This window comes from Asanoa siamensis, assembly GCF_016862555.1.
In the GTDB taxonomy this organism is placed as follows: Bacteria; Actinomycetota; Actinomycetes; order Mycobacteriales; family Micromonosporaceae; genus Asanoa; species Asanoa siamensis.
Genome location: NZ_BONE01000020.1, coordinates 53,794 through 66,092, shown reverse-complemented (window position 1 = coordinate 66,092; position 12,299 = coordinate 53,794). Strand labels below are relative to the sequence as shown.

Here is a 12,299-nt window from a genome sequence, read left to right as displayed (position 1 = left end):
CAGGGCCTCACTCTCCGGACGACATCAACTCCTCGCCGGACACGACCGAGTCGGCCCAGTGGGCGTGCATCCACGCGAGGTGCTCCCACCGGCTGTCGACGATGCGGCGCGTGTCCCACGCCGGGAAGTCGTGCTGTTGAACGTGTTCGCGCATCAGCGCGGGGTCCACTTCGTACACGTGGTCGAAGCGCTGCACCACGGTGTCGTTGACGCGCCGCGGCTCCGGGGGCAACTGCGCGGACAACCGAAAACCGATCATGCCGGATCACCTTCGTACGCCTGGTCGAGAAGGTATTTCCCGGGGTTCATGATGTTGAGCGGGTCGAGCACGCGCTTGACCTTCTTCATCACGTCCCAGCCGCCGCCCAGCTCCGCCGGCACCAGGTCGACCTCGCCCGCGCGGCAGGCGCCGTGGCAGGCGCTGATGGAGCCGCCGTGCGCGATCGCCACCGCCGCGATGTCGCGCTTGGCGGTGACCCAGGCGTCCCAGGAGGCGTCGTCGAGCTCCTGCTCCCAGATGCCGACGTCGATCTCGGTGAGGTAGTCGCCCCACGGCTTGAACGCCCCGTTGGTGTAGGCGAACATTCCCCAGTCGTCGAAGATACGGAAGCGGTCGCCGAGCCGCGCGACGATGTCGTGCCACTCCCGGCGCATCTGCGGCAGCTTGGACCAGTTGATCGACGCGTCCTCGCAGTGCCAGCTCATCGGCACGACCTGCCCGTCACGCAGCCGGCCGTGCAGCGGTGTGGCGTAGCGGTCGTGCCTGCTCGCCCAGTCGCCTTGGGAGATCTCGTCGCCCAGATAGGCGCCACCGGTCTCCTGGCCGATCCGCAGCAGCCGGCGGGCGCCGGGCCGGACCTCGTCGGTGGTGCCGTACATGGCGGTCGCGACCACGCAGCGCACGTCGTCGCTCTGCGGGATGTAGGCCTCGTCGTCGCGGCGCAGGTAGTCGAGCTTCCACTCGTCGAACAGCACGACGCCGGCGAGCGTGGCCAGGCCCGACTTGGCCAGCGCGCCGGTCGACCGCCAGGCGGTCTCGTAGTCGGGATAGGAGAAGAAGGCCGCGAACTCGGCCTCGGGACGGGGGACCAGCTCCAGGACGGCCTCGGTGACGATGCCGAGCGTGCCCTGGTGGCCCATGAACAGGTGCTTGAGCTGGTAGCCGGTCGAGGACTTGCGCACCTTGCGGCCACCGCCGTCGCCCACCCAGATCAGCTCACCGGTCGGCAGCGCGATCTGGAAGCTGATGACCAGGTCGCGGGTGTGCCCGTAGCGGCCGCCGATCAACGACCAGCCGCTGGTGCCGATGCGACCACCGACGAGCGAGCACGGGTACGACGCGGGGTCGTCGGGGTAGATGACGCCGTGTTTCTGGAGCTCCTCGTTGAGCTTGAGCATGTTGATGCCCGGTTGCACCGTGACCGTACGGTCGTCGAGGTCGATCTCCAGGATCCTGTTCATCAGCTTGACGTCGACGACGATGCCGTGCCGCAGCGGCACCGCGCCGTCGGTCAGCCCGGTGCCACCGGCCCGCGGCACCACCGGGATCCGGTGCCGGTTGGCCAGTTTGACCACTTCGGACACCTGCTCGGCCGTGGTCGGCAGCACCACGACGTCGGGCACGTGCTCGGCCCAGCGGTGCACCGGGAACGGCGCCGGCACCCGGGCGCGGTTGACCCGGGACGACCGGTCGGCGAAGACGTTGTCGGTGCCGCAGATCCCGATCAGCTCGTCGATGACGGGATCGGTGACGAGGGTCGCGGTCATGCCGGCTCCTCCGCCAGCCCGGCCGACAGGGCGACGATCTCCAGCAGGTCGAGCACCTGGATGGGGTCGTCGCGCTTGCCGCCCTGTTCGGTCAACGGTCGCTCGGACCACACGCAGGCGCTGACCAGGGTGTCGACGCCGAGGTCGGCGGCCCGCTCGACGCGCCGCCGGCTGATCTCCGCGGTGAGGTCGGGACGCTCGATCGGCAGCCCGCCGCCGGCGCCCGAGCAGTAGGACCACTGGGTGACGTGGTCGACGTCCTTGAAGGTGAGGCCGGGAACGGCTCTCAGGATCTCGCGCGGGGCCGCGTGGACGCCCTTGCGTTTGTTGAGCCGGCAGGCGTCGTGGTAGGTGACGGTCCGGTCGACGGGCCGGGTGAGCTGGATGCGCCCGTCCCGGACCAGCTCGGCCAGGAGCTCGACGAAGAGCACGATCTCGAAGTCGTAGTCGTCGCCGAACCAGGCCGGGTAGTCCTCGGTGAACGTGATGTAGTCGTGCGGGTCGAAGACGATGATCCGGCGCGCGCCGACGGCCCGCCAGTCGTCGACGTTGTGGCGGGCGAACTCGCGTGCGCGGTCGGTGTAGCCCATCTCGGCGGCCGGCCCGCCGCAGCACCACTGCTCGCGCATGAGTCCGAACTCGACACCGGCCGCCTTGAGCAGCATGGCCGCCGCCCGGGGCACCGACGTGCGGTGGAACGCGCCCTCGCAGTCGCAGAACAGGATGGTCTCGCCGCCGACCGGCAGGTTGAGGCCCGCCGCCCAGTCGGCCACGTGCTCCTGGCTGACCGGCACCTCGCCGAGCACCGGCTCGGACCGCTGCCGGTCGGTCTCCTCGACCCAGCGCTGCCAGCCGGGCTGGTGGATGCCCTGGTCGACGGCGAGGGCGCGGACGGCCTTGACGAGCTGCACCGTCCGGGTGCGGAAGCGGTAGAAGTCACCGGTGTAGAGCGTGTTGGGGCAGCGCAGCTCGCAGGCACCGCACTGGGTGCAGTGCACGTAGTCGCGAGCGACGTCCTCAATGGACAGCAGCCCTTGCTCCATCGCCACGACGTTGGCGTGGAAGGCCGTAGGGGTGTGCACCTCGTTGCGGGTCACCTGCATCACGGGGCAGACCTCGCGGCAGAACTTGTGCCCCGAGCTGTAGCAGTTGTAGGCGGCATTACGCCATTCCTGGACGAACTCGGCCGTGCCGGGCCCGTCGTCGGTCCCACCCGTGGGACCCTGCGCGCGTTCGGTCGAAGACATCGTCGTCCTCCCAAGGTCGCGCCACCATGGTGCCCCGTGCGGCCCGTGCGCGTAAAGGGCTATCGCAGGCGGACACTGTCGGGCCCGAGCTGACCCGGGTCGCGCAGGCCGAGCAGGGCCAGCGTGCGACGCAGGTCGGCGCGGAGGAGGTCGAGCGCGCGGGTGACGCCGGCCTCGCCGCCGGCCATCAGCCCGTAGAGGTAGGCCCGGCCGACGAGGCAGGCGCGGGCGCCGAGCCCGACGGCGGCGGCGACGTCGGCGCCGGTGAGCACGCCGCCGTCCACGTAGACCTCGGCGCGCCCGCCGACCGCCGCCGCGACCGCCGGCAGCTCCTCGAGCGGCGTCGGGGCGCGGTCGAGCTGCCGCCCGCCGTGGTTGGACACGACGACGGCGTCGGCTCCGGCGTCGACGACCCGTACGGCGTCCGCGGCGCTCTGGATCCCCTTGACGATCAACGGCCCTTTCCAGGTGTCGCGCAGCCACTCGAGGTCGGCGATCGTGGCCCGCGGGTCGAAGACCCGGTCGACCAGGTCCGCGAGGGCGCCGTCGGTGCTGCTCAGCGACGCGAACCGGAGCGGGGGAGTGGTGAGGAGGTTGAACCACCAGCGCGGGTGCCGGGCGATCCCGGCCATCGTCCGCAGGGTCAGGTTCGGCGGGATGGTCAGCCCGTTGCGGACGTCGCGCAGCCGGGCGCCGGACACGGGGGTGTCGACGGTCAGCATCAGGGCGCGGTAGCCGCTCGCCTTCGCCCGGGTCACGAGGTCTTTCGCCGCGCCGCGGTCGCGCCAGAGATAGAGCTGGAACCAGCGGTCGCCCCCGTCCAGCTCCTCCGGGGTCACGGTGCCCATCGTGGACAGGGTGTACGGGACCCCGGCGGCCGCCGCCGCGGCGGCCACCGCGTGCTCGCCGTCGTGGTGCATCATCCGCGTGAACCCGGTCGGCGCCAGCACGACCGGCATGCTGGCGGGCCGGCCGAGCAGGGTGGTGGTGAGGTCGGGATCGGCGACGTCGCGCAGCACGCGGGGCCGGAACTCGACGCGCCCGAAGGCGGCCCGCGCACGGGCGAGGCTGACCTCACTCTCGGCGGCGCCGTCGACGTAGTCGAACACGGCCCGCGGCACCCGCCGCCGCGCGATCAGCCGCAGGTCGGCGATGCTGGCCGCCCGACCCACCCGGGCACCGGCCCGCCAGGCCGGAGCCTCGACGCGCACGAGCGGCCGAAGCTCGGACCAGCGCGGCACCCGCCTGCGCACGTGTCGCGTACCCATCGACCGCAGTCTAAGCGTCCCCGCACCGCTCCGCCGCGCGGACCTAGTCGGTGGGGGCGGGGCCTAGCAGGCGGACCTCCTCGATGTCCATCGAGGCCTGGAGGTCGCGCAGGACGATGTCGTCGATCTCGCGATCGTCGCGCATCTTCGTGATGGCGCGGCGTTTCGTGTCGAGGACCTCCAGGCGGACCCGGCGGTCGACCTGGTCCAGCCAGGACACGACGCCGTGTTCGGTGCCCTCGGTGCGGAGCTCGGCCACGTGGCCCTCGTAGTCGGTGCGGATCCGATCAGTGACCTCGCCGGGTGCGCCGAAGCGGGCCGCGATCTCCGGCAGTGCCGCCAGGGCCGCCTCCGACGCCCGGATCCGGGCCTGGCGCGTCTCCTCCGCGCGGTCCTCGTCGCCGGTCATCCCCGCCCAGCGGACGACCATCGGCAGCGTCAGTCCCTGCAGGAGCACGGTGACCACGATGACGACCGTCGCACAGAAGATGATCAGAGAGCGTTCCTCGTACGGGCGACCGTCGGCGAGGGTGACCGGCACCGCGAGCGCCGCCGCGAGCGAGACCGCGCCACGGAAACCGGCCCAGCCGCTGGCCGTGCGTACCTTCCAACCGACCCGACGGGCCCGTTGCGCCGGACGCCGGTCGACGAGCCGCAGGACCCAGGCGACGACCTGTGACCAGGCCAGCCGGGTCGCGATGACGACCGCGGCGGTCAGCAGCGCGATGCCGACCGCGTGGCCGATCGCGTGCTGGTCGATGCCGCGTACCGCGTTGGGGATCTGCACTCCCACCAGCACGAACAGGCTGCCGTTGAGCATGAAGGTGCCCAGGTCCCAGAACGAGAACGCCTCGAGCCGCGAGCGGGCCCGGATCACCCGCGGGCCGGCCCACGAGAGCACCAGCCCGGCGACCACGACGGCCACCACGCCGCTCGTGTGGATGACCTCCGCGACCAGGAACGCGAGGAACGGGGTCAGGATGCTCAGGCCGCCCTCGCGCTGCGGATCGTCGACGTAGCGCCGGATCGCCACCACGCCGTAGCCGACGACGAGGCCGACCGCGATCGCCGCGAGCGAAGACCAGAGCAACTCCGCCGTGAGCGCGGCCGGGCCGGGGATGTGGTTGTCGATCAGGGCGCCGGTGGCGACCGCGAACAGCACGAGCGCCGTACCGTCGTTGATCAGGCTCTCGGCCCGCAGGGTCGTCAACGCCCGGCGCGGCATCCGCTTCGCGAGGCCGGCCACGGCGGCCGCGTCGGTGGGCGCCAGCGCCGCGCCGAGGATCCAGGCCGCGGAGGCGGCCACGCCGGCTGCCTGCAACGCGTACGAGACGGTGACCATCGTGACGATCACCAGCACGACCGCCGACAGGATGATCACCCGCAGGTTGGACCGGATCTCCCGCAGGCTGGTGTTGAGGCTCTCCCAGTAGAGGATCGGCGGCAGGAACAGCAGCAGCACGACGTCGGGCGGCAGCCGCACGTCGCCGAGCGCGGGGATCAGCCCCAGCAGCCCGCCGATCGTGATGAGCAGCACCGGCGGCGCGACGCTGTAGCGCCGGCCGATCGTGGTGCCCACCAGGACCGTCGCGCCGAGCACCACGACGAGCAGCAAACCCTCCATAGGCAGCATCGTGCCGTACGGGCGGCGTCAGCTTCCGTTCGCGCGTCGGCGTTGCTCGAGAAGGGCGACGAACCGGCGGGTGGCCGGGCTCGCGGCGGCCCCGGCGGGATAGACGACGTCGAGGCGGCGTTCCAGGTGCACGTCGGCCAGGGGGATCAGGTGCGGTCGGCGGGGCAGGTTGAGGCCCTCGGGGATCAGCGCGACGCCGACGCCGGCTGCGACCAGGTCGACGACCGTGAGCCAGTCGCTGACCTCGCAGACGATCCGCCGCGTGAGGCCGGCCGCCCGGAACGCGTCGTCGACCTGCGCCCGGATCACCCAGCCGCGCGGTGTGTCGACGAACCGCTCACCGTCGAGTCGGGCCAGCCGGACCGTCGGTTCCCCGGCGAGCGGGTGGTCGGGCGCGCAGGCGAGGACGATCGGATCGGCGACCAGCGGGAGTACGGCCAGGCCGGCGTCGGGGGTCGCGGGCAGCAGCGCGCAGTCGATCTCCCCGCCGGCCACCATCTCGATCATCGTCAGCGCGGGTCGCTGGATCGTCGCGATCTCGACGCCGGGATGGGCGAGCGCGAACTCGGCGAGCCAGAGCGTGAACGGCAGCGTGTGGCCGCTGCTCTCGATGGTGCCGACCGTGAGGCGACCCGACAGCACACCCTCGACCTCGCGCACCGCCTGCCGGGCGGCGTCGGCCGCGGCCAGCGTGCGGCGGGCCTCGACCAGCAGGGCCTCGCCGGCGGCGGTGAGCCGGACCGGGCGGGTGCCGCGCACGAAGAGCCGGGCGCCGACGTCCTTCTCCAGCGCCCGCACCGAGGTCGACAGGCCGGACTGCACGATCAACTCGCGCGCGGCGGCCCGGGTGAAGCTCCGCTCGTCGGCGAGGGCGACGAAGTGCCGGAGGTTCCGCAGCTCCATGCCCCATTATCTCTCACGGAGATGGAAGCTATCTCCAGCATTCGTGCTGGAGCTGAATAAGGTTCGGCCAGGCCATCCGTTGGCATGAGACGTGACAGTTCTTTCTCTTCCGCGGGCCCGCACGAGCCACGGTTTCTGGTTCGTCGCGGTCGCGTTCGGCGCCCTGATGGCCTTCGGCACGCTCCCGACCCCGCTCTGGCCGCTCTACCAGGCCCGCGACCACTTCGGCCCCATGCAGGTGACGATCGCGTTCGCGGCGATGGTGGCAGGCGCCGCGGTCAGCTTCGGCACCCTCGGGCACCTCTCGGACCGGTTCGGCCGCCGCCGGATCATCGCGCCCGGGCTCGCCGTCGGCATCGTCGCCGCGCTCGTCATGGCCGCCTGGCCCGACCTGCCCGGGCTGATCGTCGGGCGGGTGCTGACCGGCGTCGCGGTCGGGCTGATGGCGTCCACCGCGACGGCGTACCTGACCGACCTCTACGGCGCGGCCCACCCGGAGCGCACCGGTTCGGGTGTGCCGATGCTGACGTCGGCGGTGGCCAACCTCGGCGGTCTGGCGCTCGGGCCGTTGCTGGCCGGCGCGCTGGCGCAGTGGGTGCCGGGGCCGCTGGTCACCTCGTACCTCGTCCTCGCCGTCGTCATAGCCGGCCTCCTGGTGCTGGTGGCGGTGACGCCGGAGACCGTCGACCCGCGCGCGGCACCCGATGGCCGGCGGTTCGCGCTGCGGCCGGGCGGCGCCCGGTTGTTCGCCGCCGCGGCGGTCGTGGGGTTCTTCGCGTTCGCGCTGATGGGCTTCTTCTCGTCGCTCGGCGCGGTCGTGCTGCGCGGCGAGCTCGGCGTCACGTCGTCGTTCGTGCTGGGCCTGGCGCCGTTCGCCGCGTTCGCCGCTTCGGCGGGCGCGCAACTCCTGCTCGGGCCCGTCGCTCCCCGGCGGCTGATGGTGATCGGCAGCGTGCTCTTCCCCGCGGGACTCGCGGTCACGGTGACGGCGCTCTACCACCCGGCGCTGTGGCTGTTCCTGACCGGTGCGGCCATCGCGGGGGCCGGCGGCGGGCTGCTGTTCAAGGCGGCGGTCACGGAGACGGTGCTGGCCGCGGCGCCCGCGAGCCGGGCCGGGGTGCTCGCCGTCTTCTTCATCATCGCGTACGCCGGCATGGGCCTGCCGTCGGTCGCCTTCAGCGTCGTCATCCGGTACGTGGCCCTCGCGCCGACGATGGTCGGCTTCGGCACCGCTCTCACCCTGGGCACGGCCGCCGCGGTAGGGACCGCGCTCCACACAGGAAACAGGAGCTCTCGATGATTGACGGCCCACTGTGGACTGTCGAACAGGAATGACAGGAGTGCACCATGTCCAACTCACAGACGCACGCGGGGCGGGTGGCCGTCGTCACCGGGGCCGGCCGCGGCATCGTTCAGGCCATCGCCCGCGACCTCGACGCCCGAGGCGCGATCGTGGTGGCGGTCGACCTCGAGAAGCCCGCGGAGACGGTCGCGCTGCTCGGCCCGCGGGCCCTGGGCTTCGCGGCCGGCGTGTCGGACCCGCTGCGGACGGCCGCGGTCGGGGCCGCGGTCGCCGAACGGTTCGGCCGCGCCGACATCTTCGTCAACAACGCCGGCACCTTCCCGTTCCGGGAGATCGGCGACCTGGACTACGCGACCTGGCGCCGGGTGCTGGCGGTCAACCTGGACTCGCAGTACCTGATGGTCAAGGCCCTGCTGCCCCTGATGCGGCAGGGCGGCTGGGGTCGCATCGTCAACCTGACGTCCAACTCGATCGTCACGGCGACCCCTGGGCTGTCGCACTACTTCGCCAGCAAGATGGGCATCATCGGGCTGACCCGTGGCCTCGCCAACGACCTGGCGGCGGACGGCATCACCGTCAACGCGGTCGGCCCGACGCTGAGCCGTACGCCCGGGGTGCTCGCGGAGCGCTCGGCGGACGCGGTGTCGCAGGTGGCCCAGGCGCAGGCGATCAAACGGCCCGGCGAGGCCGGCGACGTCGCCGGGACCGTCGCCTTCCTGACGAGCGACGACGCCGCCTTCGTGACGGGCCAGACCGTCATGGCCGACGGCGGGTTGGCGCGGCTCTGACCGCTATTCGGCCAGGAAGGTGCCGGTGCGGTCGTGGTGCTCCAGCACCCGCAGCGACCTGTCGACGTTGCGGGACCGCGGGCTGGGCAGCTGGTCGGGCGCGAACCAGGCGGCGTCGGTGCTCTCGTCGGTCTGCCTGACCAGCTCGCCCGTCCACGCGGTGGCGAGGAAGACGGTGATGTGGAACTGGTAGGTGTGCCCCCACTGGTTGGTCTCGGTGGACTCGGCACCGCTCTGGATCGCGATCGGGACGAGGTCGGTCGGCGTGAGACCGGTCTCCTCGAAGACCTCGCGCGCGGCACACTCACGGACGGTCTCGCCCAGCTCGATGCCGCCGGCGGGCACGGCCCACAGCCCGTTGTCGCTGCGCTTCATCAACAGGATGCGCCCCTGCTCGTCGCGCAGCACACACCGCGCGCCGATCATGATGAGCACCTCGCTGTCACCGGCCATGGCCCGCAACCTGCCGTGGTACGACTCGTCCCAACTCATGCGGCCGAGTCTAGGCAGCGGCCCTACGGCTTACGGCCGACGCCGCAGTACTGGTTGACGTCGAGGTCCGGGTCGCCCGGGTCCGGCCGCCAGCGGGAGCAGGGGACGACGCCGGGGGTGAGGAGGTCGAGCCCCTCGAAGAAGCGGGCGATCTGGGCCGAGCTCCGGTAGACGATCTTCGGGGTGCCGTGCGCGTTCCAGAAGCTGACGATGTCGTCGGCCTGCGCGCGGTTGATGTCGTGGCAGCCGCTACCCGGTCTACATCGACCCGATGTGGTCCAGCTCCACGCCGAGCTTCTGGACGATGGTCGACTCCGGCTACCCGAACGAGGAGTACGCGAAGTTCGACGGCAAGACCGACGAGCGCGCCGGCTACTGCCGCCCTGACCCGGAGTGCAACAACTCCGAGATCAAGCGGCTGATCTACAACATGCCCTCGAACTACAAGGGCAAGACGATCATCAAGGCGGAGTTCCAGGTCTCGCTCGCCCGGGGCTGGAACGACACCGCCCGCGACATCATGATCTACCAGATGAGTGGCGCCGCCAGCGCCTCCACCAACTGGAACAACATGCCCTCCTGGTCGACCCACCTGCAGACCAGGAGCGTCGGCGCCGAGCAGTCGTGCAAGTCGACCACGCGGAACACCGTCTTCGAGGTCACCAACGCGATCAAGGACGCCGTCACGAAGAACCGCACCAGCACCACCTTCGGCATCAGGGCCGAGAACGAGTCCAACAAGGAGCACTGGAAGCGGTTCTGCTCCAACGCCCTGCTGCGGGTCAACTGGAACCGGGCACCGGCGAAACCGGCGACGACCGACCTGTCGATGTCTCCCGGTGGTGCCTGCCTGTCCGGCACCGGCCGGCCCTACGTCGACACCCCGCCGCGGCTGTCCGCGGTGCTGCGCGACCCGGACCACCTCACCGGCAACGTCTCCGAGCCGGTCTCGGGCCAGTTCCGGGTGCGCTGGACCCCGCCGGGCGGCACCCAGCAGCAGCTGCTCTACACGACGGGCAAGAAGGCCAGCGGGTCCCGGTTCGACTACACCGTTCCCAAGACCATCCCGCAGAACGTGACGGTGCTGTGGGACGTCCGGACCTCCGACGGCACGATCTACGGGCCGTGGAGCTCGGACGGCGGACCGCCGCCGTGCGAGTTCATCTACGACGCCACGACGCCGTCGGCACCGAAGGTCAAGTCGGCCGAGTATCTCGAGGACCGGCTGATCGACTGCGCCACCTACTCGAACGCGACCTGGCGCAACGGGGTCGGCGTCCAGAGCACGTTCACCTTCGACTCCGATTCGACCGATGTCGTGGAGTACCAGTACGGCATCAACACGAACCCCTCACCGGCCAACGTGCTGCGGCCCGCCACCGACGGCGGCCCGGTGACCATGGTGTACCTCCCGCAGGAGGAAGGGGTCATGTTCATCACCGTCCTGGCGCGTGACCGGGCGAACAAGACCAGCGCGATCGCCAACTGCTCGTTCCGGGTTGGCGCGGGCGCGAAGGCGATCGCCGAGTGGCAGATGGCCGACGACGCCGCCGCCGAGGAAGCCGCGGACGCGGCCGCCGAGGGCCGGGACGTCGGTGGCGCACCCGCGATCAAGCACGGCGAGGGTGTGGAGTTCGGTGTCGCCGGACCGGGCGGTGCCTCGGACCGGGCCGTCAGCCTGCCCGGCCCGGGTGCGGGTGCCGGCTATCTGGAGACCGCGGAGACCGAGATCGTCAATACCCAACGGTCGTTCGGGGTGTCGGCCTGGGTCAAGCTCGACGAGCTCGGCCGCAGTCAGACGGTCGTCTCGCAGGACGGTGCGGGCCAGGCCGGGTTCACCCTCGGCTACGACGCAGGTCGGGCCGCGTGGGAGTTCGGCTTCCCGACGACCGACGTGAACTCGCTCGGCCGGTGGACGGTCGTCGGCGGGACGGTCGAGGCGGGCAGGTGGACGCACCTGGTGGGCATGTTCGACCAGCAGGCGGGCACGATCGCGATCCTGGTCGACGGGGTGCGTACCGAGTCGCAACGCCGCTCCCGGCTGGCGGCGCGCGGTGCCGTCCAGATCGGCCGGCACCTGGAGCTCGGCACCTACACCAACTACCTCAACGGCGACGTCGCCGACGTCTCCCTGTTCAACAGGGTCGTCGTCCCGAACGAGGGCGGCCCGATCTCCGAGGTCAAGGCCACCCGGAAGGGCTACTGGCCGGTCGACACGGCACCCGGCGGCGTCAGCCCCGAGCACCGCGCCGGCCAGCCGCTCACGCTCGGGGGCGGCGCCGTCCTCGGTGTGGACGACCCGTTCGGCGACCCGCCGTCCATCCCGATGCTCGGTGCCGGTGAGCTGCGGCTCGACGGCGTCGACGACTACGCCGCGACGGCGAGCGCGCCGGTGCCGACCGATCACAGCTTCTCGGTCGTGGCCCGGGTGCGGGTGGCGTCGATCGACCCGGGGCAGCCGCAGGCGGTGCTCTCCCAACCGGGCGCGCACACCAGCGCCTTCGTGGTGCGCCGCAACGCCGCGAACCGGTGGGAGCTGATGATGACGAAGACCGACACGGTCGGCGCGGACAAGGTGACCGCCTACGACTCCGAGGCCGAGCAGACCGACGAGCTCTGGGGCCAACAGGTCGCCCTGACCTACAACGCGTTCACCAACGAGGTGAAGCTCTACGTCGACGGTCAGCCCACCGTCACGGGCAAGGCCGTCAACGGCGCCGCCTGGAACGCCTCGGGCGGGCTCCAGGTCGGCCGCGCGTTCCTCGACGGGGTGTGGGCCGAGTACTTCAACGGTGCCGTCGACGAGATCCGCACCTACTCGGGCGTGCTCGACGCCACGACGGTGCAGCTGCTCAACCAGCCGGGTGACGGGCAGGTCGACCTGTGAGCCCGGCCGGC

11 protein-coding genes are annotated in these 12,299 nt (G+C 71.5%); 3 read left to right on the top strand and 8 right to left on the bottom strand.

Features of this window, described 5'->3' with window-relative positions; all coding sequences use genetic code 11:
* Window positions 1-7: 7 nt before the first annotated feature.
* From Asi02nite_RS14505 to Asi02nite_RS14480, 6 genes are read right to left on the bottom strand one after another with little or no spacing between them, the layout of a single operon-like run.
* Window positions 8-259, bottom strand: coding sequence for a hypothetical protein (locus Asi02nite_RS14505; RefSeq protein WP_203713285.1), 252 nt, complete (start codon window positions 257-259; stop codon window positions 8-10).
* Complete coding sequence (locus Asi02nite_RS14500; RefSeq protein ID WP_203713284.1) at window positions 256-1,767, bottom strand: FAD-binding oxidoreductase; 1,512 nt, start codon at window positions 1,765-1,767, stop codon at window positions 256-258. The genes Asi02nite_RS14505 and Asi02nite_RS14500 overlap by 4 nt, the downstream gene beginning before the upstream one ends.
* Window positions 1,764-3,014, bottom strand: a complete 1,251-nt coding sequence (locus Asi02nite_RS14495) for a (Fe-S)-binding protein (protein WP_203713283.1) — start codon at window positions 3,012-3,014, stop codon at window positions 1,764-1,766. Before Asi02nite_RS14495 ends, Asi02nite_RS14500 begins: the two co-directional genes overlap by 4 nt.
* A 59-nt stretch (window positions 3,015-3,073) precedes the next feature.
* Window positions 3,074-4,282, bottom strand: a complete 1,209-nt coding sequence (locus Asi02nite_RS14490; RefSeq protein WP_203713282.1) for an alpha-hydroxy acid oxidase — start codon at window positions 4,280-4,282, stop codon at window positions 3,074-3,076.
* A 43-nt stretch (window positions 4,283-4,325) separates the two neighbouring features.
* A complete protein-coding gene (locus Asi02nite_RS14485) occupies window positions 4,326-5,906 on the bottom strand; it encodes a Na+/H+ antiporter (protein ID WP_239126717.1) in 1,581 nt (526 codons plus the stop codon).
* 27 nt (window positions 5,907-5,933) lie between these two features.
* Window positions 5,934-6,818, bottom strand: coding sequence for a LysR family transcriptional regulator (locus Asi02nite_RS14480; RefSeq protein ID WP_203713281.1), 885 nt, complete (start codon window positions 6,816-6,818; stop codon window positions 5,934-5,936).
* A 91-nt stretch (window positions 6,819-6,909) separates the two neighbouring features.
* On the opposite strand from Asi02nite_RS14480, the gene Asi02nite_RS14475 reads away from it, so the two are divergent.
* A complete protein-coding gene (locus Asi02nite_RS14475; protein WP_203713279.1) occupies window positions 6,910-8,118 on the top strand; it encodes an MFS transporter in 1,209 nt (402 codons plus the stop codon).
* Window positions 8,119-8,165: 47 nt separating this feature from the next.
* Window positions 8,166-8,909: an SDR family NAD(P)-dependent oxidoreductase gene (locus Asi02nite_RS14470; RefSeq protein ID WP_203713277.1), complete on the top strand. Its 744-nt coding sequence runs from the start codon at window positions 8,166-8,168 to the stop codon at window positions 8,907-8,909.
* 3 nt (window positions 8,910-8,912) lie between these two features.
* On the opposite strand, the gene Asi02nite_RS14465 is transcribed toward Asi02nite_RS14470, so the two are convergent.
* Together Asi02nite_RS14465 and Asi02nite_RS14460 are read right to left on the bottom strand one after the other, a co-directional pair.
* The gene (locus Asi02nite_RS14465) at window positions 8,913-9,401 is read right to left on the bottom strand and encodes an NUDIX domain-containing protein (RefSeq protein ID WP_239126716.1); all 489 of its coding nucleotides are present in this window, start codon (window positions 9,399-9,401) and stop codon (window positions 8,913-8,915) included.
* A 23-nt stretch (window positions 9,402-9,424) separates the two neighbouring features.
* A complete protein-coding gene (locus Asi02nite_RS14460) occupies window positions 9,425-9,637 on the bottom strand; it encodes an SAM-dependent methyltransferase (RefSeq protein ID WP_275410333.1) in 213 nt (70 codons plus the stop codon).
* Between the two features lie 35 nt (window positions 9,638-9,672).
* Here Asi02nite_RS14460 and Asi02nite_RS14455 point away from each other — a divergent pair, with 35 nt between their 5' ends.
* The gene (locus Asi02nite_RS14455; protein WP_203713275.1) at window positions 9,673-12,288 is read left to right on the top strand and encodes a LamG-like jellyroll fold domain-containing protein; all 2,616 of its coding nucleotides are present in this window, start codon (window positions 9,673-9,675) and stop codon (window positions 12,286-12,288) included.
* Window positions 12,289-12,299: the final 11 nt, after the last annotated feature.

Bases quoted from the DNA above. Each gene is read 5' to 3' on its own strand.
- Asi02nite_RS14470 (WP_203713277.1), top strand. From the start codon at position 8,166: ATGTCCAACTCACAGACGCACGCGGGGCGGGTGGCCGTCGTCACCGGG.
- Asi02nite_RS14480 (WP_203713281.1), bottom strand. From the start codon at position 6,818: ATGGAGCTGCGGAACCTCCGGCACTTCGTCGCCCTCGCCGACGAGCGG.
- Asi02nite_RS14505 (WP_203713285.1), bottom strand. From the start codon at position 259: ATGATCGGTTTTCGGTTGTCCGCGCAGTTGCCCCCGGAGCCGCGGCGC.
- Asi02nite_RS14485 (WP_239126717.1), bottom strand. From the start codon at position 5,906: ATGGAGGGTTTGCTGCTCGTCGTGGTGCTCGGCGCGACGGTCCTGGTG.
- Asi02nite_RS14500 (WP_203713284.1), bottom strand. From the start codon at position 1,767: ATGACCGCGACCCTCGTCACCGATCCCGTCATCGACGAGCTGATCGGG.
- Asi02nite_RS14455 (WP_203713275.1), top strand. From the start codon at position 9,673: ATGTGGTCCAGCTCCACGCCGAGCTTCTGGACGATGGTCGACTCCGGC.
- Asi02nite_RS14465 (WP_239126716.1), bottom strand. From the start codon at position 9,401: ATGAGTTGGGACGAGTCGTACCACGGCAGGTTGCGGGCCATGGCCGGT.
- Asi02nite_RS14490 (WP_203713282.1), bottom strand. From the start codon at position 4,282: ATGGGTACGCGACACGTGCGCAGGCGGGTGCCGCGCTGGTCCGAGCTT.
- Asi02nite_RS14495 (WP_203713283.1), bottom strand. From the start codon at position 3,014: ATGTCTTCGACCGAACGCGCGCAGGGTCCCACGGGTGGGACCGACGAC.